Origin of the sequence: Arthrobacter sp. IK3 (assembly GCF_051337705.1) — a bacterium.
Classification (GTDB): domain Bacteria; phylum Actinomycetota; class Actinomycetes; order Actinomycetales; family Micrococcaceae; genus Arthrobacter_B; species Arthrobacter_B koreensis.
Map to the genome: position 1 here is coordinate 248,564 of NZ_JBPPSW010000003.1, position 20,741 is coordinate 269,304.

The following is a 20,741-nucleotide window of genomic DNA, read 5'->3' on the forward strand; positions in this document are numbered from 1 at the left end:
ACCTGCACACCCCGCGGTTTGAATCCCTGCCGCGGCCGACCAGGCCGGGCTGAACAAGGAGAGAGCACATGGCATACCCGACATTCCCTGAACTGCACCGCGACCGCCGCGGGTACCCGTTCTACGGCCCCGAGCTCTCCGCGGCACCGGATCTGTACGCCACCGAAGAAGTGCCGACAGAGGAGAAGCTGGTCTATGCCCGCTATTTCCTGGGAGAGTCTGTCTGGATGATCTTCGAAACGGACAAGCAGACCGGAGAAGGCTTCGGATTCGTCGTACTGAACGGTGACACTGAGATGGCCGAAATGGGCTACATCGACATCATGTCCCTCGAAGGCGTCAGCACGCCCGGCGGGGTAGTCATCGACCGTGACCTTGAATGGCAGCCCAAGCCCTTCGGCGAGGTCGATCCCCGCGCCCGCTAGGATGTCCGGATGATAACCGACTGGGACGCGTACGACAGCACCTGGGTGCCTTTGGACGAACAGATCCAGGAGCGTGCCATGGCACTTCGGCAAATTCTTGCCGGGGTACGCCGGAGCCTGGCGATACCAATGGCGGACGTCATGCGGGAACTGCGTTCCGTCACCGCCCTCAAGGCTGAACTGAAGGCCGCGCCAAGGCTCAGGAAGATAGACAGGGACGAGCTGGCAGGCAGGCTGACCGGCAATCAGCGGGCCCTGGAATTCCTGCGTGAATGGTCACGCAGCTTCACCCGGCCCACCCCGGAAACGGTCCGGGACATCAAGCAGGAGCGCGAGAAGGCGCGCACGAAGGACGAACTGCTGGCCAGCTGCCGCCGGCGGACCGAACTGCTGCTCCTGGCACGCCCGGACAACAGGGAGTTCTGGGACTTCGCCAGAACACTCATGGCCGACATCGAAGCCGAACTGAAGCTGGCCGACAAAGCGGACGCAATCCATCTGCTGCGGTTCAAATCAACGATCCACTGGGTGGCACCGGCATGGGTCTTCAAAGACCGGAGCCAGTACGGCACGAACACCAGGTACGGCTACCGGCCGGTGGAGATCCAGAAGGTCGTAGCCGGAGGCCTCCCCGGGCACGGGAAGCGGTCCTGACCTAGCTCATGGCAGCCCAGATGCGGTCAATGACTTCCATGGCATGGCCGCCTGAGAGCCCCAGGATTTCGACACCGTTGAGGCTGCGGATGTTGACCATCAGGTTGTAGAACTCCGTGCCGTTCAGCGCCGCCTCTTCACCGCGGACCATACGGTCTGCCGCCGCGAGGGAAGCAACATCGCCGTTCGGGTCTTCCACCTGGCGCACGAACTGCCGAACCTTGTCGATCCTCGGTTCCTTCAGCGCCTCAGCCTGGCCCAGGGACAGCGCCAGTGCCAGAACCGGCTCCTCGTCCATGCTCTTCCGAATTGATTCCAGGTAATTTGCAGCGAAGTCTCGTCTCATAGGCTCTATGTGTGCGGCACCTGCCGGGCAGGTGCCCGGTCCTAGAACGGAAACCTGGGCTCAAGGGCGAGGACCTGAGCTGAAAGCCAGGGATGCTGGGATACGACATTGAGGACGAGCTGCCGCGCTGCAGCTGACGGGAATTCCTCCCCGAGGTCCAGGCCGTAGCCGTTGAGGTTGACCACCATGTTGTGGAAACCCATTCCGTACACGGCGGGCTCCTCCTCCCGGACAATACGGTCCGCTTCAGCAAGGCGGCCAGCATCCCACGCCGGATTAGCGGCTTCCCGCACAAATTCCAGGACCAGCTCACCTCCGATCTCGCGGAAGTCCGACTCGTGCTGAAGGTTGTACAGGGACAGCGCCCTCACAATGCCGGCATCGCCGCGGATAGCCTCCAGCGCTTTGAAAAGTGAATCGTCAGAAGTCGTCATATCTCCCATGTGTCCGGCACCGGCCCGGTCGCTTCCCGTCCTGCGCCCGGGGCGGGCAGCCGCACACAGTCAGGCATGACGACAACTCCAGTACCAAACACGGGCCGGCAGCCCCGCGACATGATCGGCCGGTTCACTGAGACGCTCCACAGCGAATCGCCGGTGGCGCTGACCGGTGACATGAACATGCTCGGCTCCCGCCTGGCCAGCTACGCAGAAGAGAAGAACGACACGGCTATCGCAGCGAAGCGTGCCGCAACGGATGCCCGGGTAGCCATCGCTGCACGTGCCATCCAGAAGACCGACCCGGACATCGCAACCGTCTTCCTCCGCCCGAAGGATGCCCTCGGCGGCGCCACTGTCATCGAAGCCATGGACGCCGACGGCAAACCGCTGGGCCCGCACAAGCGCATAGCCGCCCAAGACGCACTGCGACAGGCCCAGGTCCCCTACGACCACCGTTTCTATTACGGCGGCATCGACGTCCAGCACATGAGCCAGTGGATCCCGGATGACTTCAACCCGGATCTGGACCGTGATGACGAATCCGAGAAGGGCGCGCGGCGCGCACTCGTGGCTATGAACGCAGCCGAGCTGGACTCCATCGACCCGAAAGTCCGGGTAGCCGGGATGCTCTCTGACTTGCGCCACTACGCCCGCAAGAACGGTTTCAGCTTTGATGATGCGATCACGCGGTCTGCCAGCTACTACGAACAGGACCAGGACTCATGAGCAACGCACCTCAGCCGCGCGACCCCGCCGGCCAGTACAGCTTCAAGACCCACGGCGAAGCTCCGCTGACACTGCCGGCATCAGGGGCGCATGATGAGATTCAGCGGCTCCACGAGTTCGCCAATTCCCAGTCCTCCTCCGCTGAAGGCAGGGGCCGCGCCAACCAGGCACGGCTGGCCGCCGCCGCCCGCCTCATCCATGAAGGGCTCCCCGAAGCAGCTAGTTTCACCCTGGACAAAGCTGAGGGCGGATACGTCGTCGCCGGCGCCTGGGACTCCCGCGGTTACCAGCTCGGTGAGGATGACCGCGAGTACATCGTGAAGCACCTGCGTGAATCCTGCGTCGAATACATCCACACGCCTGTCGGTCTCGCTGAGGCAAGGAAGTGGGACCCCGAGGCGCTCTCCGCCACCTCACCGAAGATCGGTTCGAAAGGCCGCACTGTCTTCGTAACGCTGCCCGACGGCACTGTGGTCGACAGGACCTCCCAGTCCAAGCACTACACCCATGCCATCGTTGCCTCCCCGGAGGACACCGTTCTGGTCCGCCGGCTGGCCGAGGTGGAGATCGAAGAGCACCAGAAAGAGATCGACGACATCGACGCCGCACTGGCCGAGCCGCTGAAGATTCGGTCAAAGCCGCGGTCCAGGAGCTCCAGCGACCCTGACGTCGACTACCGCGGGAACCCTGTCTACAACGGCTTCGAATACCGGGCTTACTCCACTGACGGCAAGCGTCTCCTGAAGACGGTGTGGGGCAACTCGAAGCGTGAAGTGAAGGGCTGCTACGACGAGAACGGCGTGTATGACAGCGACCGCATCGAGAAGGTGTTTGCAGCCATGCCGGGACACCTGAAGAACCGCCGGTCGATCGTCCGGTCTTTCGTCGAGAAGGCACAGAACACCATCGACGCCGTGGACAACGGAACCTACAACGCCGGGGGATGGGCCGTATGGGGTTTCTCAGGATCAGCGTCGAACGCTGACAAGACAGCCCGGAGCAACGGCAACAGCATCCCGACACGCAGGTTCAGCGCCGTCGAAGTCGACAAGTAGCCAGGAGGGCCCGTCCCATCCGGTGCGGGCCCTTTGCCTTACCTGAACACCGGCTACCCCGACTACTACCGGGAGCACATGAGACCCACCACCAGCCCAAGGAGACGCAATGACCAGAGACAGCACCCGCACCATCCCTGACGAGGCATGGCAGCACGTAGGGAACTCGGTGTTCCGCAACGGACGCCTGTATCCGGACATCTGGCACCTTGACGGCGGGAATCTGGTCTACGAGGACTGTCAGGATCCCGATGCTGTGGCCTGGCATGCGTACTTCACGCTGGAGAACTACGCCGAATGGGCCGGTGCTGCCGTCATCTGCCCGAGGGCTCCGCGCCTGGAGGAGACGCTCGTCCGTTTCGACAGCAAGGGGGCATTCATCGCCAACGGGTACAGCAACCCGCACCGGGATGCCGGCGTCCCTGACTGGTACTTCTTCTGGACCGGCAACCACACCATGGGCTCGCTCAAGCGGTGGGCCAGGGGAGCTGGGCTTATTCCGGCCAGGGATCTGCCTCTTGGCCGCGGCGGGTACGGCATCGACACAGGGCTGAGGGCAGGTCTGCTGTAGGCCTACTCCCGGCGGCCTGCCGGCCCCCGGAGGAAGGCATCGAGAGCATCGTCCTCAAGGTAGTAAGTGTCGAAGTCAACGCCGAGCCGCTGACGCAGATTATCGACGTACTGGAAGAACCGCTGGTCGGAACCGGAGCGCTTCCAGTCCTCTGCCAGCAGGGCGAGCAGCTCCTCGATGCGTGATGCCGGGCGGGGCGGCCCGGAGAAAATGCCCTCTTCCTGATATTCCATGGGCAGGAGTCTAGCCGCATCGTGTTCCTGGGAGTCCCGGACGTGTTCGGCTTCCGAGAGCAGACGCCCCAAAGCAGAGAATGTCTTGATACCGTCCTTTTCATCCCCCGATGACCGACCTTCTGTGGCCGGAATCCCCAGGTGCGGGTGCCCGGCCGGATCTATCGTATTTCCTGGTCGCGGATAGCTGACTGAAGCCTGACGGGCCGCGACCCTTTCCGGGGCCTGGGGGTGTGTCTCTGGGCGGCGCTGGAACGCCTGAGCTCGCGCATGGCGGCAGCCAGCTCCGGGTTGGCCCAGGTGTGCTTCTTTACGGGCTTCTTCTTAGGCATGTTCGGCCCTCACAGCCTTGCTGCGGATGATCTTGCCGATGACGGCCCTGGCGTCTTCACCGGGCTCGCTGATCTTCTCCATGCCGTGCGCTGCGGCATCCGCACCGCTCTCAAAGAGCGGGACGGTGGTGGCGTAATCCGCACAGGAGGGATCCAGATCCCCGCGCATCAGGCCCAGGCGGACAGCGAGCATATCGGTGGGGTCGCGGTGCCCGAGCCAGCCCGAGCACGCCTCGCTGGAGCCCTGGTGGCACATGAAGACGGCAGCCGAAGTCTGCTCATGCATTTCACCGTCATAGGCGGGAAGTTTGGAGTATTCACTCTCATCCCAGATGCCGGAGGCGACGTTGGTCCGGTATGGGCAAGACGCGCACGGGTTCTTGCGCGGAAGGGCTCCGTTGGACGTACCGGACATGTTTGATCTGCCTTGCTCTCGGGATGGGGATCTCTTACTCCCTATGTGTGCGGCAGAGGCGCCAAAGCTTCGCATGTCACGCCGGTTACTCTTGCGCATCGCGGTCCAGGCACTAGAGTCAGCATCCTGGCTGCGGACGGGCATGCCGGATAACGAGGGCCCCGCACTGAAAAAGGAGCGGGGCCCTGCGCGTGCTCAGCTACATCCGGGCAAGCAGGTCAGCCTTCTTCGTCTCAAACTCAGACTCGGTCAGAATCCCGGCATCCCGGAGCTTCCCCAGTTTCTCCAGCTGGGCATACACATCGTCCATCGGTGCAGGCGGTGCAGGCGGTGCTGCCTGGGACTGATGGAGTGCGCGCTGCGCCTTCTCGACGGCATCACGGAGCGCGAGGTAATCAGCGTCGTTGCCGTAGATGACCATTGAGTTTTCATCTCGCCCTGCATCCCGGGTCTGACTTCCAAAGGAACTCTGCTTCTCGACTCCTCCAGGCAATGAGAACTGAATGAATCCAGCGACGGCGACTCCTGAGGGCTTGACCTGGATGCTGGAGATCGCCGTCACCGGGATCCGCTTGACCCCCTTGCCGATCGTGAAGCGGCCGAGGCCAAGGTGCTGGATCGTCACGTAATGCCCGTCGAAGGACACATATCCCGCACCCGGGGAGCGCGCGAGGACCGCTTCAGCAGGGATGTTGTATTTGGCGCGGAAGTGGAGGTCGGAAAGCTCAGCTTTCTCGTCTGCCGTGGGCTGCGACGGGTTGCGAGACTCCCTGTTGGTACCTGATTCAGGAACCCCGGCCGGCACCTCGGGAACTGTGCCCGTAACCCCGGCCGCCCTGTCCTTTCCCAGTTCATCCCGCAGGGCAGCGAATGCGTCGCGGTCGTCCTTAGCGAAGATCATTTCCTGGGTGGAACCAAAGGTGTCCGAAGCGCGGAGGAACTTCAGGCTTCCGCGGACCATCCTCGTCGGCTCCCTGAACTTGAGCTCCACGATGTCCTGGACCGGGATGTGTGCTGACGGGGTGATGCTCATCTTCACGGTGATGAGCCCGTCCTTGTAGGTGACCCAGCCGTTCTCCGCTGTCCAGATCCTCGTGTCCTCCGGTATGCCGTGCTTGCTGCGTGCCTTGGCTTCGCGGCCGGGCTTATTTCCCACGATGTGCTCCTTCGCTGAACAGTGCCCCCAGCATAGTTCCGGCCGTTCCGGCCTCCCACTGTCCCCTTTATATGTCTGGCACATCTCACTTCAAGGGGTCGGATTTTCACCGACGATAATGAAGATTATCGTCGGTAGCCTGTTTTGGGATTACCGCGCCGAGTTTGAGCGGAAAAGAAGGCGCGCGGCGGCTCAGATGGGCAGGAGAGGGACTGCCTGTTAGTTCCCGTCGGCACGGTCGAGGACAGCTTCGGTCCAGCATCGGGCCGACTGAAAGAACTCCTCTTCGCTGCCGTAGCTTCCCCAGACAGCGTACGTGACGGTTGTACCCCGCCAGCGGGCTTCCACATCCCCTTCACGGGCAGGCCGGCCCGGCTCATTGACCTTCCAGCTGCTGTACCTGAAGGCCAAGCCGAAAGGCTCAGCCATGAACATGGTTCCGCTGCCTGCGCGCAGGAAAGTGCTCTCACGCGCGACGAGTTTGCAGCCTGCAGAGTTTTCGGTGACCACCACGTACCGGGTGCCGTTGAAAGCATCGAGACCGGAGCCGAACAGGCAGAAGACGGCAGCCAGCGACGCCGACCCCCTAAGCCACCTGCTTTGGAGCTCAGACCACCCGAACTCTTCTTCATCCGGGAAGGACCTGCGCGCAGCAGCTTGCACGGTCTTTACCAGGAGGGCAGCAGTCAGAAGGATGCCGCCGGCCATCCACCACGGGATGAACCGGTCACCGACAACGATCAGGAGACCCAGGAACCCGGGAAAGACGGCAAGGATTCCAGCGAACGCCAGCCCTATCCCTATCTTTGGCAAAGCAGTGCTTGAGGCCGCCCAGGTCCGGGCACGCTCCAGCAAGGTCTTACCCCGTCTGGCTTGGACGGCTGTCCCCATGGCCGCGACCCCTAGTCCCGGTGGAAGACGGCGTACTCAATCTCATCGGCGCGGACCTTGCGCTCACCGTTCAGCTCGTCGGTAGCCAGATCGGCCCAGCGGCTCATGAAGGTGCAGTACCGCTCGTACGTGTCCGGGTACCAGCTGTCCTTTCGGACACCGGGCCAGACGTCTGCCAGATTCGTCGAAACGACTTCGTCCAGGATGACGCAGCGGGGCGGTAGGTCCGGGCCCTGTGCGAAGTAGAGGAACTTGGTCGAGAACGCCGGACCGAACCAGGTGATCCGGGCCCTGCCCTTGGATGTGGTCAGGACACTGTAGACGTCCTCCGGCGGCTCACAGCTGCGGACGGCCGTCCATGCGTCCACGAGCAGCTCAGCTGCCCTCTGCTGGTTCTTGGCCAGTCCGTCGAGCCGTTTGGGCAGGTTCCGGGCCTTCCTGCCAAGCCCCCAGGCCAGGGAGTAGTAGAGGAGCTGGAAGGCGTTCTCTGGAGTAATCTCTCTGGCGCCGAGCTCGAAGACGTCGCCCCGGGATACCAACGTCAGGCCTGGATCTGCCAGTGCCCCCTCCAGTGCGGGAAGGCCCCGGTCGGCCAGGGCCTTCTGCCACCGGTCCCCGTCCACCTTTATCGAGTGGTTCATGACGGTCTCCACACCAGGCAGGGATCCGGATACGTAGGACGGCAGCGGCGCATCAGAGTCGATCGGCATGGCGCGACTCTACAGCCCCGGCCCGGAATGTCCGTGGCACCCGATAGGACTGTGTCTCTGGGAAGGACGGAGGACCAATGACCGCCATAGCCGAAACCGCTGGCCATTCACTGAGCATCGCCGATGCCGTGCGCGTTCAGGAAGCCCTGGACAACTCCATTTCCGATGCGACCAAGACTGCCTACGCCTCCGACTGGCGTTCCTTCACCGGCTGGTGCTCCACCAGCGGGTACCGGGCCATGCCGGCCACAGCCGAAACAGTCATCGCCTACCTGACCTTCATGGCGTCAGCTGTCCGCCCGGACGGCAAACATGCCTATGCGCAGTCCACTATCGTTCGCCGGGCCTCATCCATCAACGCCCAGCACGTTGCCGCCGGTATGGCACCTCCCGGCGCAGACGGCCGCGTGACCAGGGCCCTGAAGGCCATCAGGCGCTCCAGGACGCAACCCCAGAGGCGGGTGGCGCCGCTGCTGACCAATGATCTCCGCCTCCTGCTTGAAGGCACCCGGGACCGCACCTGGCCCGACGGCGTCGGCGCAGTCAGGGACGCAGCACTGCTCCTTGCCGGGTTCGCCGGCGCCTTCCGCCGCTCCGAACTGGCGGCACTGAAGATCTCCGACGTCCTCCCCGACCTGGCCGACGGTGTCTACCTGCGGGTGCGCCGGTCCAAGACCGACCAGGAGGGACAGGGGCAGATCAAGGGCCTGCCGTACGGAGTCCACCCGCTGACCTGCGCCCCCTGCGCCATCTACCGGTGGCTGGACATCCTCGACGCCGCAGACGGCCCCGACGGCCGCCCTGGGCTCATGCGCGCGCTTCGCAGGGCCGGGCAGCCAACCGCCCACATCTGCAGGGACGGCCGGCACCAGCGGCGCCCTGATGACGAGAGTCCACTGTTCCGCTCCCTGGCCGGAGGCGGTGTCATCAAGCCCAAGGGCATGACCGGCCATGCCGTCAGTGAGGTCATCAAACGCCGGGCCGCCGCGGCAGGACTGGAACCGACCCAATACGCCGGGCACTCCCTTCGGGCCGGCTTCGTCACCCAGGCCTTCAAATCGGGGGCCGACTCGCGCTCGGTCCGCAGGCAGACCGGGCACACCGGCGATGCCATCCTGGCTGTCTATGACCGGGAGAACGCACCGCTGGAGGGCAACGCTGTCAGGAATATTGGGCTGTGACAGCCACAGCTGTGCGCCGGTGCACCTCATCGCCGGAGTGGTCCCTGTTTATGGACTGGTGCACTGCAGCGGACGTTTCACCGCTGCCCGCAGCCGCCGAGACAGTAGCCGAGTTCTTCAGGGACGTTCCTGCTGCCAGCTCAACGCGCCGGAGACGGCTTCAGGCCATCCGCCGGGTCCATGCCGAGGCAGGTGCTGCGCTGGCGCTTCCTGTCTATGAGCCCGATAAGCCGTGGCGGTTGGGCCCCGGGTGGCTGGACCTGAGTGAGACGCTCCGCCGGGCGCCGCTGGCCGGATGGCCCGGAGGCCTTGCAGCACGGCGGGATATGTTCCTGGCGGTACTCATCGGGGAATGCGGGTTCAGCCGTGAACAGGCCAGGGAGGTTCCGGCCAGCAGCGTCCGCCAGGACCTTGACGGGACGTGGCTCATTGGCCGGCACCGCGTTGCCTGTACCCCGGAGCCCGGGCCCTGCCCGTCCTGCGCAGTTGCCCGCTGGATGGAGGTGCTCCGCATCTGGGATGACCGCGGCAAGCATTCCGTACGCTCCCGCATCGCCGGATACAGGCCCACCGGAGAGCACGAGTGCCGGGAGCCGGCCGGGCCGGTCGGAGACGGTGTGCACACGCTGCTTCCGGGCATTGACCGGCACGGGTGGCTCTCAGACTGGGAGCCGCTGTCGGCACGCAGTATTTCAGCGGTGCTGGCCTACCGCCAGGACGAGTCCCGCTGGCCGGCGGAGCAGACCTCCTCACCGGCACGGGAAGAGCGTCCGGACTTCCAGCGCAGCAGTATGCAGGACCTCACCGAGATCCTCGATGAGCTCGATGACAAGGTGGCCCGGGCGCTGAAGGAGTCCGAGGCCATCATGGCAAGGGCTATGGCTGCTGCCGGCGGTTAGTTTCCGGCGCCGAAAGCATGGTCCATCGCGCAGGCCAGATAGGCCTGGGCATGGTTCGAAGCCATCAGCAGTTCGGGGTGGGTGCCCTCCACCAGGGCACGCAGCTCGGGGCCATCGGCGAACGGCAGGGCCATCAGGCGGTCCGACTCCCAGCTGTCGTCCGCGCCCGCGGCTGAGTCCCATACCTGGTTGTAGCTCAGCGGAAGGTAGGCCAGGAATGAGAACACCGGCTGCCAGCGCTGCGCGTCGAGGAAGAAGCCGGTGGGAATGATCTGCGCCTCGTGGACGTCCAGCTCTTCGGCGAGCCCCCGCGCTGCAGCGGCTGAAGCTTCGATGACCCCGTCAGCCCCGGTGTCCTGGGGCAGCATGCCTTCAGCTACGACGTGGACGTTCTCCCGGTACTCTCCCGGATGGCCTGCGGCCACGAACGCCCGGCGCCGTACACCCATGACGAGGAATCCGTCTCTCGTCACCGGGACGACGCCGCATCCGGCCTTGGCAGGGGCCGGGAGTCCGGCGATGTCCGCGGGGCTGTCGAATACCGCGTTCCAGCGCTCACGCAGGGTCGACCCCGTACCCGGAACGCTCTGCTGCTCGCTGTCGGTCAGCGCGCGGTCAAGGCTTCCGCTCGAAGCGGCCCACCGGTGGTAGGTCGTCAGGGCAGGAGCCAGATCCCAGATGCCGTCAGTGCCCAGGGAAGCAGAAGCGACTGCGAGGGCGTTATCGTCCGTGAACATGACTCCGCTCGACGCAGCGGCTGCGGACATCTCCCGAAGCCGTCCTTCCCGGAGTGCATCCCAGGATCCCGGGTCACGGACTGGGAGCACAGTACCCGTGAAGCGTGCGGTAGTTCCCGCGTGGATGATGCCGCTGACCGTTGATGCGAGAGTTTCATTCACACACGCCTGTGTGCGGCGGCTTCGAAAAAGAGCGGGGCACCCGGCGTCACCGGTGGTGGTGAGAGATCCCCCGGGTGCCGGACACATGGGAGGTATGGAACGCCGGATAGGAACCGGCAGGGCTCATGGAACCGCTGCAGCGGGGCCGGATCGTTACCGGTAAGCCCACCGACTGGAACGGCGATGCCGAGACGGACGAGCAAGGCCCGAATATAGCGCTAGGCGGGCCCCTCGAAACCGGGCGGGAAATCATCGGCGTTGAACCCGACGAGTAAAAGCACGTGTCCTAGGAACCGCGTGTAATAGGCATAGGGGATTTCAGCCTCACGGCTGGCCAGCCCACCACTTTGTCTGTACTCCGATACCCCGGGGTGCGGCTGCGGGAACCCGTAGCTTAAGAACGAGAGCAGGAAGCCGACCATGTGCAGGTGAGAGTCCTGCCGGGTCCGCAGCCGTCCGGGGAATCTGGTTAGCAGGCACGGGCCCGGGACGCCGGGCGGCACTGAAGCTCAAGTCTGGCCGAGCGCCGGTATGGCACCCCCGGAGGATGCAGGTTCAAATCCTGCCAGTGCCACCAAGAAGCCCCGCCGCGGTATGTCCGCAGCGGGGCTTTCCTGCACCAGCTCTCCTATGCGGCTGACGGTTCCCAGACGGGCGCGAAGGGGATCTGCTCGCCGCTGGGGCTGAACCTGTAGGACGCCCCGGAATTGTCCAGGTCAAGGTAGCCGGCAGTGAGTATCAGCTCGTCACTTAGAAGGTTCCGCTGAGCCTCGGACTCAAGGCCGAGCAGGAGCGTGACTCCGGCATTGGAGGCTTTTCGGTGGAGCTTGGAGAGTCCAGCCTGCCATTCAACGGCGGCTTCCCCGTCGCCAGGTGCCTCAGGCACGTCCAGGACAATGCAGCGGCGCGCGGGGCGCACCTCAGACGGGAGAGCGAAGTACGGCTCACCCCGCCTGGAAACTTCGCGGAGGACATCCTTCATGTCGGAGAGTACATCTGCCAGCTCGGCGCCGGCATTCAGGGCATCAATATGCTTCACCGTTCCCGGGAAGAGCCCTGCAACTGCAGCCATGGCCTCCCTGCGCCGGCGGCTGTCGGGGCAGACAACGATCAGGTTCCGCTGCATCCCCAGACTGTGCCGGATGTGGTCGCCCAGCGCGTCCTTGCCCAGGGTCAGCGACTGGGCGCTGTGGCGCCTGCCCGCAAGAAGCGCACGCCGGAACTCCATCGGTGTGTCTATGGCTTTCTCAGCTGTGTCCTCGGCAATGAGACCATCCAGTACGAGCTGGCTCAGCGACGTTGCGAGAGGGATCGATCCGGGCTCACCGCCATTCCTCACCAGGGAGGCCAGATCATCACGCGCATCTTCCCGGATCAGCTCGCTGGCACGGCGGGTCACGTCCAGCATCTCAACGGCAGGTATCCGTGCATGCTTTGCATCCGCAGCGCGGAGCAGCTTCTGGAAAAGCACCCCCTTAAGGGTCCCGGCCACGTCTGCCCCGGAGATCGGCCAGCCGTGGCCCATGACATCATCAAGGATCCGGAAGGGGACTGCAGCAGCCGAATCCATGTGCATAGCCAGGAAGACGGTGTGGCCGGCCTTCGCCGCCTTGATGGCAGCCTGGAAGTCCTCAGGGGTGCGGGCGTCCCCAACGACGATGATGTCGCGGACCTCCCGGACAGCTTCAAGGATGGCCCGGCCTGCCGTTTCGCCGTCATGGAGGACCCGGCGACGCACCTCGGACAGGCCTTCGCTGACGAGCAGCTCCAGCGTGTCCTCGATGATGGTTACCCGGCGGGCGTACTTCTCCATGATGAGGCTCAGAACAGCAGCCATGGAGGTGGACTTTCCGGATCCGGTGAGGCCGGCAAAGACGTACAGTCCAGGACCCACCGATGCGAAGTCACGCACGGCAGCGGGCAGATTGAGGTCATCGAGCCGAGGCGCCCTGGCGGCGGCAGGTGGAACAGCCGGCACCGGTGCGGAGGTCAGCTGGAGCAGGACCGTCAGCGCAGAGCCGGCTGCACGGTAGTGCCCCTCCAGGGGGCCTGCACTGTCGGACGCCAGGCAATCCAGGAACGCTGTGCGCTGCTGCAGAGCCGTGCGGCCGAGGAGGATCCGCGCGGAATCCGTCCAGTGCGCCGGTCCGGACTGCCAGACGGCAATGACCGGGTATCCGGCGTCGGCGAGGCTTCCTGCAGCAGCTTCCATTTCGAGGCGGACTGAGTCCATGCCGGAGACCAGGGTGGAAATGCCCTCGAAGAAGACAAGGGCAGGCCGCGGATTCCCGGCCAGGTCGCGGAACGAAGCCCGAGCCGCATCGACGTCGGCGGCAATATGCGCGTTCTCGAGGTTCGAGTAGCCTGCGCCGTGCTTGTCGAGATCAAGGATGTGGACCTCGATGCCGGCGGCTGCGGCCTGACTTGCCATGGACGCCATCAGCTGGGATTTACCGGTTCCGGTCCCGCCTGAAATTTCCAGGCGGGCTGCCGCCCGCGGCTGCCAGGTGAGTGGTGCGCCGGCGGTGATGCCGATAGTCAGCGCGGGATAGCTGAATTCCCTGCCTGCAGCGCGGACGAGGTCCAGGGCGCGGGGGTAGGTGATGCCGGTTTCTGCTTTGAGGTTGCGGGCCGCTTCTTTGGCCGCACGGTTCTTGACCATGGGATCTGTCCTTCAACACGCGGAGATGTCCTGTGCCCATCGCCTGTGGAGTACAGAGGGATGGTCCTGCAGACCGGGATTCGAAGAACCTTGTCCTCTTCGCTGCTGTGGCGCACAGGGCCGTCGGCTGCTCGGAAGTCCGCCACCGGTGTGGCGCTGCAAGGAAACCTAATGCGGGCGCGGCGCGCCGGCAACTACCTACGGGCCGGTCGTTTCCGGTTTCTGCAGCGGGGCGGCAGGCTAGGGTCCTGCCGGGGTATTCAGCCGTTTGCCCAGGCGGTCGACCTCATCAAGGACTTCCGTCGCTGCCCACGCCCGGTGCCGCTTGCTCTGGGTCAGCAGGTGCAGGACACCGGCGTCTGTCAGCCTGTCCAGGGCCGCGTAGATCGACGGGGTCGCCACACCTGCGATGGCCGCGGCCGTCTCTGCCTCGAAAACGGGGACTTCCAGCAGTTTGGCGATGAGCTTCTCGTCGGCGCTGCCGCGCCGCGGCCTCGCCGTCTCGGTCCATTCGGCGGGGAGCTCTTCCAGCCGGCGGATCGACTCACGTGATGCCTCCACGGCCAGTACTGCGGATGAGGCGAGGTATGCCACGAACGGCTCGAGGTCGCCGGTGCGGTAGGCGTTGACGAGCGCGAAGTAGCGTTCGACGTCGGCGACCATGGCGGTGGCGATGGGCGTGACAGTTCTCTTGGTGAGATTCCTCCGGCGGGTGATGGAACCGATGAGGGCGCGCCCGATGCGGCCGTTGCCGTCAGTGAAGGGGTGGATTGACTCAAACTGGGCGTGGGCGATGGCGGCCTGCGCCAGGACAGGCATGTCGGTGCGGTTGCAGAACCCGAACAGGTCCTCCATCAGCGCCGGCACATTTCCGGGGACCGGCGGAATGTGGATGGCGTCCCGGGGTGTGTAGTCACTGCCTCCAATCCAGTTCTGCACGTCGCGGTACTTCCCGGCGTACTGAAAGTCGACCGGGTCGTCTTTCATGAGCGTGTGGTGGGCTTTGAGCAGCGCTTCACTGCGGATGGATCCGGTGGTGCCTGCGTCGGTGATCATGGACGAGATGGCATCGGTGGCAGCGACTACGGACCGGGCGTTCTCACTGGCCTTCACTCCGGCGATGGCCCGGGCGACGTCGTCACGGGCGGCGTCTACATGCTCGATCTTGGAAGAGGAGACTGCCTCACTGCGCAGCAGGAAGCCGCTGATCGCCGTCATCTGCGGGCCTGCCACTGCGTCCAGCCCGGCCATGGCCACGGCTGCTTCCTCCAGGAGCACCATAGTTTCGCGCTCTGGGTAGTAATGAACGCCGGAGATCAGGGGCGGAACGGACGCACTGATCTCCGTCAGCATGCGGTCTTCCCGCGGGACCCGGCCTGCGGGCTTGTACGGGACGGTCACGTATCTGTGCGCGGGCCATGCCCCCATGAGCTGCTCCTAAACCTGAATTGCTGGTGAGTTATTCAGATCTTAGGGCATAAACCTGAATAGTGGTGGAACTATTCATGGTTTTTCGCTGCGGGGTGCCCGGGGCAGAAGCAGCAGTCATGCCGCACACATAGGGGGTGGAACCCGCACCCAATAAGGAAGAGAGCGCCTCATGCCCCGCAGAAAATCACGCTGGTACATGGTCGTACCCGCCGCTGACATCCAGAAAATCGTGCCGGAAGGCTACATGCTTGCCGTCCTGAAAGTCCCGTTCAGTTCCAAGCTGCGCATCACCTGGTGGCTCGACGCCAACGGGCGCATCGGGCGCAAAGGAGTGGAGTGACCGGCCCCGGCCTCACCCCGAGCAAATGGGCCCAGGCAGAGCTTGCAACCCTGGACAGCGTCATCGCCTACATGGACGCTACGAGCGAAGACTCCTGGCGCGTTGGCACAGTCCGCTCCGCTGACGGCACCACCAACTGCTTCTTCGGGCACCTGTTCAACATGGGTGGCAGCGATGACCGCGGATCCGCACTGTGGGACTGGTTCGAGGACAAATGGGCAACCACGTACAAGATCTACCCCATCAACGACGGCAAGAACCCGGACTACCCGCAGGCAACACCCAGGCAGCGGGTCATGGCATACCTTCTGGCCCTGTCCGAGGGCACCGAGCTGACGACGTCCCAGGCAATGGAGGAATACTTCCGCGAAAGGATGGCTGAAGAGTCCGTTCTCCGTACTGCTGGGTGAGGTGGTGAGAGACCGCAACGGTGCCGCACACATAGGAGAAGCAAGGACAACAACGACTGTCCCGGCTGGAGGAGTTCAGCCGGGCACGGGGCAGATGCGAGTGGATCGCTAGCGGATACTGATCAACCGTGAGAAGTGGGGTCGCAACCCACCTGCTCCTCTGCGAACCGGACAGACCGCCCGGGGAGCTTCAGGGGTGACCAGGAGAGGTGGCGCGTTTCGCCAGCGCGGTGAACTCTCCGGGACATGGACTGCCCGTTGGCAACGGGGAGTAAATACGGGCTGGGAACAGTGCCGTTTGCCGGTAGAACTCCGGCCGCTCCACCAGTCAGTGCCCGGTAGATCCGGGGTTCGCCTACGGGCAATGCGGGGGCAAGACCCGCCGCTGGCACTGCGTCACCGGGACAGAAGCGGGTTGCACCGCGGAACTGGGTCCCGGCGGTAGCCCGATGCCGGAGAAAATCGGGTCCCTGCCAGTGATGGGCGGCTACGTAGGCTGAACTGGAAACCGGATGTGCGCTGCAAGGGTTACGGGCCAGGGCGTATAGGCGATTCGGTGAGGAGGGCGGTACCGAGGTCCTCAAGAGTGCACCGGCTGCAAACCGGAGTCATGCACCGTATCGGTGAAAGTCCGAAGCAGCATTGCCGTACTCTCCCAAAGGCCACGGAAGAGTACCTGAGCGCCGGGACCCGGCATAGGGACTGATGCTCGGCAGGCCGCGTACAGGGTCCGGTCCGCTTCGGCGGGCCGGACCTTCTGCATTGGCGGTTATCTCCGTGCTCGTGGTCGGCTGTATTCGGAGTGCAGGCCCTCGAGCTGCCTCCCGAAGAAGATCATCTGCTCATCCCGCCCGGCGCCCTCGGAAAGGAGCCCTGTGCTCCTGGCCAGATCAAAGAATCCGCCGCCTGGCATCTTGGTGGTGCTGGATATGACCAGCGCGGACAGCAGCAGCTTCGGGTGATCTTCAAGCCCGCGCTTGGAGATGTCGGCCAGCAGCGTTCCAATGGCCTGTCTGTCCTGGGGGAAGACGAAGGCGGGCAATCCTGTATCGGCACTCAGAGCCCGCGAGAAGTCCGTATAGGTGAGGTCCTTCCTCCTGGCTGCGTGCCCCTGCAGCACGATCAGGCCGGCGTGCACCAGCTGCTCCCAGTCTGAGTCATCTCGTCCGTGTGGCATGCCCCTCCTCAGGTGAATGCTCCGCATCCTACCCGGAGGTCCAGACGGCATGGGTAAACGTCCGACTGTCGCGAAATATTACTCAGCACCCTTATATTGGCTGTATATTGGTCACTCTGCTTAATCGACACGCCTCAATGCCAGCAGTTCCCCACTCTTGGATCAGGTGATTAGCCATTAGCATCATCGACCCGCAGCAGCTCGCGTACGACTACCGGACCCAGTTTCAGGGAGACCCGTTCCGGGGACCTGACGAGACGCCCGCCGCCATGCGCTGCAGCCTGGACGTCACCACAGGCCCGTCCACCGGGATGCTCCTGCCCGCACGGAAACGCGTTGGGCACGCGGAACTATTCTTCATCCCCGACGTCAGCCAGGTGCCCGTGAGCGTCTTTGACCATCCGGAGCTGAACGACTTTGCCTACATGCTTTACGGGTCACCGTTGGAAACCCTGGTTAAGTATCAGGAAGACAACGAGAACAACAACCTGGTCGTTGTTTCGAGCATGAACATCGTTCCTGAGTTCCGTGGCCAGAAGCTCAGCTACCCGATCATGGACTCCATCCGGCTAGTCTGGGGCCGGGGCAGTTCGCTGATCGCCATCAATGCATCCCCGGAACTGGAAGGCACCGGGCCGGAGGCAGACGCCCAATATGCTGCCGGCCGAGAAGCGCTGGGAAAGCACTGGGAGAAGTATGGATTCGGCCACGTCGGCGGCGGCCTCATGATGGCCAGGAGCCGCTCGGATGCCTTCCTGGAGTCGGCAGCAATCTGGTAGCCCATCACGCTACGCGCAGAAACCGGGGCCCTGCCGCACACATAGGGGGCAATGAACATCCCGTCCCGCAAGGAGGCCCCCTATGACTGCAACGATGCCGCGCCCGGAATGCGCCCCGACAGGCGCCGTCGCCATGACACTCGGTGAGCTCGCCGCACGCCACGATGAGCTCAAGCCCAAGAACCGCTCCTTCATGCGCGTGACCTTCCCGTACCTGAAGTTCACGCCGCAGGGACAGATCCGCAGCATCGAACCCGGCAAGCTCGTTCTGATCCAGGGGAAGATCCACCCCAAGACCTACGACTTCAGCGGTGACGGCCACATGGGCCCTGACACCCCCTGCTGGGTGTGGACCATCAACGACGAACGTGCCGACGCAGCCGCCGCCAAAGCTGCAGCCTGACAAGGTGCGGCCGCAAGGCTGCACCGAACGCCTCCATAGCTCAGATGGATAGAGCACCGGCCTTCTAATCCGGGTGCCGCGGGTTCGAATCCCGCTGGGGGCTCCACCACAGAAACACCTCACTGCCGGCCGCCGGCTGAGGCCCCCACCTGCGAAGGGCGTGCTCGGCCGTACTGCGAATCAGGCGGGGACGGGCCGTCACGGGACAGAGCGCATAGAAACAACAGGCCCCCTTCCCGCGGCCCCTCCAACCCGAAAGGCCGGCACATGCCTGTACCCACTCCGTACGAAGACCTCCTGCGCGATGTACTCGCCAATGGGACCCCGCGCAGCGACAGGACCGGCACCGGGACAATCGGTGTGTTCGGACGCCAGATCCGCTTCGACCTTTCTGCAGGTTTCCCGCTGCTGACCACGAAGAAGGTCTTCACCCGCGGGATTATCGAAGAGCTCCTCTGGTTCCTGGCCGGTGACACCCGGGTCTCGACACTGCAGGACCGGAACGTCCACATCTGGGACGAATGGGTTCTGGAGGACGGCACCATCGGCCCCGGCTACTCACACCAGTGGCGCCACTGGGACATCCCGGAGTCCGAAGGCGGCGGGTTCATTGACCAGATCAGCGCACTGGTTGACGGGCTGAATAACGACCCGTTCAGCCGCCGGCACATCGTCAGCGCCTGGAATGTCGGCAAGCTTTCCGAGATGGCCCTGCCTCCCTGCCATACGATGTTCCAGCTGCACGTAACCCCGGATGCCGACGGAAACCCCTGGAAGCTCAACTGCCAGCTCTACCAGCGCTCCGGTGACCTGTTCCTGGGCGTGCCCTTCAACATCGCTTCGTACGCGGTCCTCACCCATATGCTCGCCGCGCAGACCGGCTTGGTGCCGGGAGAATTCATCCACACCTTCGGTGATGCCCACATCTACCTCAACCACGTTGACCAGGTGAAGGAGCAGCTCTCCCGCGAGGCCAGGCCCTACCCGCAGCTGATCCTGAACCGTGTGCCGGAGAGCATCTTCGACTACGTCATCGAGGACTTCAGCATTGCCGGCTATGACCCCCACCCTGCGATCCGGGCCGAGGTGTCGGTCTGATGCGTCCGGCCCCCGGAAAAGCCGTCCTGTGGGCGGCCCTGGGCGCAGTCGTTGCCTTCATGCTGACCTCAGTCTGGCTGCAGCTTCCGCTGCCGGGACGGGAGGCGGCCGCCAACCTGTCGCAGGTCCTGATGCCCGTCTCGATGGTAGCCATGATCCCGGTGACCTACCTGATGGTGGTGCCGGCGGCTGCCAAGGCCCGGTGGGCTCTCAAGCACCGGGCAGGCACGGAAGCTGAATACCGGGAATACCGTGCCCGGACGGACGGAGATGCGCTGGCGCGTACCGGCAACCCGGTCACCTCCTGGCTGATCCGGCTGCGGCAGGACACCTGGTGATCGGCAACGGGCAGCAGCGGGTGTGGTGCCGCACTCATATGGAACATGAAACGTAAAGCGAACCCCACACCGGAAGGTGTCTACTACCGCCGCGGACTGACAGCCCTCGCAGCAGGCGCCCTGCTCATGGCCTGGAGCATTGCGGGAGAGAGCCACGGCACCGGAGAAGCACCGGCAGGCAGCATCGTTGCTGCGTGGTGGTCACTGGCCGCCGTCATCTTCGCCGTCGCCGCGATCTTCATGGTCGTCTACACCCGCAGCATCCCCTCCGTGCTGAGGATGCGTTACGCCCGGCGCCACGGCTCCCTGGCCGGCTGGGACGGATACCGCCGCAGTGCAGACGCGGTTGCTGCCCGCAACGCCGGGAACGGACTCAGCCGCCTCCTGGTGAGGGTGCGCACCGGCACCTGGAGCTAATGCGGTGACATTCCCGGCTGCCGCCGCACACATAGGAGCTGTTAGCCGCGTCCCGGCCGGATTTCCGGCCGGGCACCTGCCTGCGTAGCTCAGCGGATAGAGCGTCCCCCTCCTAAGGGGAAGGTCATGGGTTCGAATCCCATCGCGGGCTCCATCACCGGGTTTGACCGGTCAGCTCTCCGGAAAGCAAACCCATGACATCACTCTTCCCAGTCCCAGGGAACCTCCCACGCCTGCGTCCTGCACTGCTGGCCGCAGGTGTGGTCCTGCTCCTTGCATTTCTTGCAGCGTCTGCGCCGGCCAGCACCAACACCGCAATCGAAGCAGCGGGACTGCTGACGCTGGGGGCTCTGGTGGCCCTGATGTCCTTTTCCGCCAACGGCTACCTCGGACGGGACCTGCAGATCACGGGGTACGCAGCGGAGGCTCTTGCCGTCCTGGTTGCAGGAGGGCTCCTGAACCACGGGAAGGCTGCTATGGCTGCCTATCTGCTCATTTGCCTGTCCCTGGCACATTCTGGTGCAGCAGCCGTCCGTTACAGCCTGCCGGCGCTGGACCTCAGAATCAGGAAGCGCGCCCGGACACGGTCCGGCGCTACTGAACGATGCGCGCCGGTCACTGCCGTCATTGAACTGCCGGTGCGAACCTGAACTGCACCACCGCAGTGTCTGGCGGCCGGCGGTGCCGGGGAGAGGGGTGGACCTGTCCGCACACATGGGGACTGCCGGTACCTCCGGTGCCCCGATGAGGAGT

Annotated in this window: 27 protein-coding genes and 3 tRNA genes; 19 read left to right on the forward strand and 11 right to left on the reverse strand. The window is 64.3% G+C overall.

Annotated features, from left to right (window positions below):
• Positions 1 to 68: 68 nt before the first annotated feature.
• Positions 69 to 425, forward strand: coding sequence for a DUF2958 domain-containing protein (locus tag ACSLGO_RS05745; RefSeq protein ID WP_436400553.1), 357 nt, complete (start codon positions 69 to 71; stop codon positions 423 to 425).
• Positions 426 to 434: 9 nt separating this feature from the next.
• Positions 435 to 1,079 (forward strand): hypothetical protein, encoded by a 645-nt coding sequence (locus ACSLGO_RS05750; protein ID WP_436400554.1) that lies wholly within the window; start codon positions 435 to 437, stop codon positions 1,077 to 1,079.
• Between the two features lies 1 nt (position 1,080).
• Here ACSLGO_RS05750 and ACSLGO_RS05755 read toward each other — a convergent pair whose 3' ends face one another.
• Entirely contained in the window at positions 1,081 to 1,425 is a 345-nt protein-coding gene (locus ACSLGO_RS05755; RefSeq protein ID WP_436400555.1) for a hypothetical protein, read from the reverse strand.
• Between the two features lie 41 nt (positions 1,426 to 1,466).
• A complete protein-coding gene (locus tag ACSLGO_RS05760; RefSeq protein ID WP_436400556.1) occupies positions 1,467 to 1,859 on the reverse strand; it encodes a hypothetical protein in 393 nt (130 codons plus the stop codon).
• 75 nt (positions 1,860 to 1,934) lie between these two features.
• Between ACSLGO_RS05760 and ACSLGO_RS05765 the strand changes: the two genes are divergently transcribed.
• From ACSLGO_RS05765 to ACSLGO_RS05775, 3 genes are all read left to right on the forward strand, one after another.
• Positions 1,935 to 2,591 carry a hypothetical protein gene (locus ACSLGO_RS05765; protein WP_436400557.1) on the forward strand — a complete coding sequence of 219 codons (657 nt, stop codon included), beginning with the start codon at positions 1,935 to 1,937 and terminating at the stop codon, positions 2,589 to 2,591.
• Positions 2,588 to 3,646, forward strand: a complete 1,059-nt coding sequence (locus ACSLGO_RS05770) for a hypothetical protein (RefSeq protein ID WP_436400558.1) — start codon at positions 2,588 to 2,590, stop codon at positions 3,644 to 3,646. Before ACSLGO_RS05765 ends, ACSLGO_RS05770 begins: the two co-directional genes overlap by 4 nt.
• Positions 3,647 to 3,755: 109 nt before the next feature.
• The gene (locus ACSLGO_RS05775; RefSeq protein ID WP_436400560.1) at positions 3,756 to 4,217 is read left to right on the forward strand and encodes a hypothetical protein; all 462 of its coding nucleotides are present in this window, start codon (positions 3,756 to 3,758) and stop codon (positions 4,215 to 4,217) included.
• Between the two features lie 2 nt (positions 4,218 to 4,219).
• Here ACSLGO_RS05775 and ACSLGO_RS05780 read toward each other — a convergent pair whose 3' ends face one another.
• The 5 genes from ACSLGO_RS05780 to ACSLGO_RS05800 form a co-directional block, all read right to left on the reverse strand.
• Positions 4,220 to 4,450, reverse strand: coding sequence for a hypothetical protein (locus ACSLGO_RS05780; RefSeq protein ID WP_436400561.1), 231 nt, complete (start codon positions 4,448 to 4,450; stop codon positions 4,220 to 4,222).
• A gap of 324 nt (positions 4,451 to 4,774) precedes the next feature.
• Complete coding sequence (locus tag ACSLGO_RS05785; RefSeq protein WP_436400562.1) at positions 4,775 to 5,197, reverse strand: DUF6283 family protein; 423 nt, start codon at positions 5,195 to 5,197, stop codon at positions 4,775 to 4,777.
• A gap of 199 nt (positions 5,198 to 5,396) precedes the next feature.
• Positions 5,397 to 6,353 (reverse strand): DUF4429 domain-containing protein, encoded by a 957-nt coding sequence (locus ACSLGO_RS05790; RefSeq protein ID WP_436400563.1) that lies wholly within the window; start codon positions 6,351 to 6,353, stop codon positions 5,397 to 5,399.
• A gap of 219 nt (positions 6,354 to 6,572) precedes the next feature.
• Entirely contained in the window at positions 6,573 to 7,166 is a 594-nt protein-coding gene (locus tag ACSLGO_RS05795; RefSeq protein WP_436400564.1) for a hypothetical protein, read from the reverse strand.
• 89 nt (positions 7,167 to 7,255) lie between these two features.
• On the reverse strand, positions 7,256 to 7,954 hold the full coding sequence (locus ACSLGO_RS05800) for a hypothetical protein (protein WP_436400565.1): 699 nt from the start codon (positions 7,952 to 7,954) through the stop codon (positions 7,256 to 7,258).
• A gap of 77 nt (positions 7,955 to 8,031) precedes the next feature.
• Here ACSLGO_RS05800 and ACSLGO_RS05805 point away from each other — a divergent pair, with 77 nt between their 5' ends.
• Together ACSLGO_RS05805 and ACSLGO_RS05810 are read left to right on the forward strand one after the other, a co-directional pair.
• Entirely contained in the window at positions 8,032 to 9,135 is a 1,104-nt protein-coding gene (locus ACSLGO_RS05805) for a site-specific integrase (protein WP_436400566.1), read from the forward strand.
• Positions 9,132 to 10,034: a hypothetical protein gene (locus tag ACSLGO_RS05810; protein ID WP_436400567.1), complete on the forward strand. Its 903-nt coding sequence runs from the start codon at positions 9,132 to 9,134 to the stop codon at positions 10,032 to 10,034. The genes ACSLGO_RS05805 and ACSLGO_RS05810 overlap by 4 nt, the downstream gene beginning before the upstream one ends.
• Here ACSLGO_RS05810 and ACSLGO_RS05815 read toward each other — a convergent pair.
• Positions 10,031 to 10,933: a hypothetical protein gene (locus ACSLGO_RS05815; RefSeq protein WP_436400568.1), complete on the reverse strand. Its 903-nt coding sequence runs from the start codon at positions 10,931 to 10,933 to the stop codon at positions 10,031 to 10,033. The two genes, ACSLGO_RS05810 and ACSLGO_RS05815, sit on opposite strands and share 4 nt — an antisense overlap.
• A gap of 125 nt (positions 10,934 to 11,058) precedes the next feature.
• Here ACSLGO_RS05815 and ACSLGO_RS05820 point away from each other — a divergent pair, with 125 nt between their 5' ends.
• Entirely contained in the window at positions 11,059 to 11,208 is a 150-nt protein-coding gene (locus ACSLGO_RS05820; protein ID WP_436400569.1) for a hypothetical protein, read from the forward strand.
• Positions 11,209 to 11,431: 223 nt separating this feature from the next.
• A tRNA-OTHER gene (locus tag ACSLGO_RS05825) sits at positions 11,432 to 11,510 on the forward strand.
• A gap of 51 nt (positions 11,511 to 11,561) precedes the next feature.
• Here the strand turns inward: ACSLGO_RS05825 and ACSLGO_RS05830 are convergent.
• Together ACSLGO_RS05830 and ACSLGO_RS05835 are read right to left on the reverse strand one after the other, a co-directional pair.
• Positions 11,562 to 13,595, reverse strand: coding sequence for an ATPase, T2SS/T4P/T4SS family (locus ACSLGO_RS05830; RefSeq protein WP_436400570.1), 2,034 nt, complete (start codon positions 13,593 to 13,595; stop codon positions 11,562 to 11,564).
• A 240-nt stretch (positions 13,596 to 13,835) separates the two neighbouring features.
• Entirely contained in the window at positions 13,836 to 15,023 is a 1,188-nt protein-coding gene (locus ACSLGO_RS05835; protein WP_436400571.1) for a Fic family protein, read from the reverse strand.
• Positions 15,024 to 15,195: 172 nt separating this feature from the next.
• Here ACSLGO_RS05835 and ACSLGO_RS05840 point away from each other — a divergent pair, with 172 nt between their 5' ends.
• Complete coding sequence (locus ACSLGO_RS05840) at positions 15,196 to 15,366, forward strand: hypothetical protein (RefSeq protein WP_436400572.1); 171 nt, start codon at positions 15,196 to 15,198, stop codon at positions 15,364 to 15,366.
• Positions 15,363 to 15,776 carry a hypothetical protein gene (locus ACSLGO_RS05845; protein WP_436400573.1) on the forward strand — a complete coding sequence of 138 codons (414 nt, stop codon included), beginning with the start codon at positions 15,363 to 15,365 and terminating at the stop codon, positions 15,774 to 15,776. The genes ACSLGO_RS05840 and ACSLGO_RS05845 overlap by 4 nt, the downstream gene beginning before the upstream one ends.
• A 769-nt stretch (positions 15,777 to 16,545) precedes the next feature.
• Here the strand turns inward: ACSLGO_RS05845 and ACSLGO_RS05850 are convergent.
• The gene (locus tag ACSLGO_RS05850; RefSeq protein ID WP_436400574.1) at positions 16,546 to 16,953 is read right to left on the reverse strand and encodes a hypothetical protein; all 408 of its coding nucleotides are present in this window, start codon (positions 16,951 to 16,953) and stop codon (positions 16,546 to 16,548) included.
• Positions 16,954 to 17,222: 269 nt separating this feature from the next.
• Here ACSLGO_RS05850 and ACSLGO_RS05855 point away from each other — a divergent pair, with 269 nt between their 5' ends.
• The 8 genes from ACSLGO_RS05855 to ACSLGO_RS05890 all read left to right on the forward strand — a co-directional run bounded on the left by ACSLGO_RS05855 (position 17,223) and on the right by ACSLGO_RS05890 (position 20,638).
• Positions 17,223 to 17,732 carry a hypothetical protein gene (locus tag ACSLGO_RS05855; protein WP_436400575.1) on the forward strand — a complete coding sequence of 170 codons (510 nt, stop codon included), beginning with the start codon at positions 17,223 to 17,225 and terminating at the stop codon, positions 17,730 to 17,732.
• An 82-nt stretch (positions 17,733 to 17,814) separates the two neighbouring features.
• Positions 17,815 to 18,135, forward strand: a complete 321-nt coding sequence (locus ACSLGO_RS05860; RefSeq protein ID WP_436400576.1) for a hypothetical protein — start codon at positions 17,815 to 17,817, stop codon at positions 18,133 to 18,135.
• Positions 18,136 to 18,164: 29 nt separating this feature from the next.
• A tRNA-Arg gene (locus ACSLGO_RS05865) sits at positions 18,165 to 18,241 on the forward strand.
• Positions 18,242 to 18,402: 161 nt separating this feature from the next.
• A complete protein-coding gene (locus ACSLGO_RS05870; RefSeq protein WP_436400577.1) occupies positions 18,403 to 19,233 on the forward strand; it encodes a thymidylate synthase in 831 nt (276 codons plus the stop codon).
• Positions 19,233 to 19,571, forward strand: coding sequence for a hypothetical protein (locus ACSLGO_RS05875; protein ID WP_436400578.1), 339 nt, complete (start codon positions 19,233 to 19,235; stop codon positions 19,569 to 19,571). Before ACSLGO_RS05870 ends, ACSLGO_RS05875 begins: the two co-directional genes overlap by 1 nt.
• Positions 19,572 to 19,616: 45 nt before the next feature.
• Positions 19,617 to 19,988 (forward strand): hypothetical protein, encoded by a 372-nt coding sequence (locus tag ACSLGO_RS05880; protein ID WP_436400579.1) that lies wholly within the window; start codon positions 19,617 to 19,619, stop codon positions 19,986 to 19,988.
• A gap of 78 nt (positions 19,989 to 20,066) precedes the next feature.
• Positions 20,067 to 20,142: transfer RNA gene (locus ACSLGO_RS05885), tRNA-Arg, on the forward strand.
• Positions 20,143 to 20,182: 40 nt separating this feature from the next.
• On the forward strand, positions 20,183 to 20,638 hold the full coding sequence (locus ACSLGO_RS05890) for a hypothetical protein (RefSeq protein ID WP_436400580.1): 456 nt from the start codon (positions 20,183 to 20,185) through the stop codon (positions 20,636 to 20,638).
• Positions 20,639 to 20,741 lie beyond the last annotated feature (103 nt).

Bases quoted from the DNA above. Each gene is read 5' to 3' on its own strand.
- ACSLGO_RS05770 (WP_436400558.1), top strand. From the start codon at position 2,588: ATGAGCAACGCACCTCAGCCGCGCGACCCCGCCGGCCAGTACAGCTTC.
- ACSLGO_RS05805 (WP_436400566.1), top strand. From the start codon at position 8,032: ATGACCGCCATAGCCGAAACCGCTGGCCATTCACTGAGCATCGCCGAT.
- ACSLGO_RS05820 (WP_436400569.1), top strand. From the start codon at position 11,059: ATGGAACCGCTGCAGCGGGGCCGGATCGTTACCGGTAAGCCCACCGAC.
- ACSLGO_RS05840 (WP_436400572.1), top strand. From the start codon at position 15,196: ATGCCCCGCAGAAAATCACGCTGGTACATGGTCGTACCCGCCGCTGAC.
- ACSLGO_RS05830 (WP_436400570.1), bottom strand. From the start codon at position 13,595: ATGGTCAAGAACCGTGCGGCCAAAGAAGCGGCCCGCAACCTCAAAGCA.
- ACSLGO_RS05850 (WP_436400574.1), bottom strand. From the start codon at position 16,953: ATGCCACACGGACGAGATGACTCAGACTGGGAGCAGCTGGTGCACGCC.
- ACSLGO_RS05880 (WP_436400579.1), top strand. From the start codon at position 19,617: ATGAAACGTAAAGCGAACCCCACACCGGAAGGTGTCTACTACCGCCGC.
- ACSLGO_RS05755 (WP_436400555.1), bottom strand. From the start codon at position 1,425: ATGAGACGAGACTTCGCTGCAAATTACCTGGAATCAATTCGGAAGAGC.
- ACSLGO_RS05835 (WP_436400571.1), bottom strand. From the start codon at position 15,023: ATGGGGGCATGGCCCGCGCACAGATACGTGACCGTCCCGTACAAGCCC.
- ACSLGO_RS05775 (WP_436400560.1), top strand. From the start codon at position 3,756: ATGACCAGAGACAGCACCCGCACCATCCCTGACGAGGCATGGCAGCAC.
- ACSLGO_RS05860 (WP_436400576.1), top strand. From the start codon at position 17,815: ATGACTGCAACGATGCCGCGCCCGGAATGCGCCCCGACAGGCGCCGTC.
- ACSLGO_RS05870 (WP_436400577.1), top strand. From the start codon at position 18,403: ATGCCTGTACCCACTCCGTACGAAGACCTCCTGCGCGATGTACTCGCC.
- ACSLGO_RS05780 (WP_436400561.1), bottom strand. From the start codon at position 4,450: ATGGAATATCAGGAAGAGGGCATTTTCTCCGGGCCGCCCCGCCCGGCA.
- ACSLGO_RS05890 (WP_436400580.1), top strand. From the start codon at position 20,183: ATGACATCACTCTTCCCAGTCCCAGGGAACCTCCCACGCCTGCGTCCT.
- ACSLGO_RS05745 (WP_436400553.1), top strand. From the start codon at position 69: ATGGCATACCCGACATTCCCTGAACTGCACCGCGACCGCCGCGGGTAC.
- ACSLGO_RS05765 (WP_436400557.1), top strand. From the start codon at position 1,935: ATGACGACAACTCCAGTACCAAACACGGGCCGGCAGCCCCGCGACATG.
- ACSLGO_RS05785 (WP_436400562.1), bottom strand. From the start codon at position 5,197: ATGTCCGGTACGTCCAACGGAGCCCTTCCGCGCAAGAACCCGTGCGCG.
- ACSLGO_RS05855 (WP_436400575.1), top strand. From the start codon at position 17,223: ATGCGCTGCAGCCTGGACGTCACCACAGGCCCGTCCACCGGGATGCTC.
- ACSLGO_RS05760 (WP_436400556.1), bottom strand. From the start codon at position 1,859: ATGACGACTTCTGACGATTCACTTTTCAAAGCGCTGGAGGCTATCCGC.
- ACSLGO_RS05875 (WP_436400578.1), top strand. From the start codon at position 19,233: ATGCGTCCGGCCCCCGGAAAAGCCGTCCTGTGGGCGGCCCTGGGCGCA.
- ACSLGO_RS05750 (WP_436400554.1), top strand. From the start codon at position 435: ATGATAACCGACTGGGACGCGTACGACAGCACCTGGGTGCCTTTGGAC.
- ACSLGO_RS05800 (WP_436400565.1), bottom strand. From the start codon at position 7,954: ATGCCGATCGACTCTGATGCGCCGCTGCCGTCCTACGTATCCGGATCC.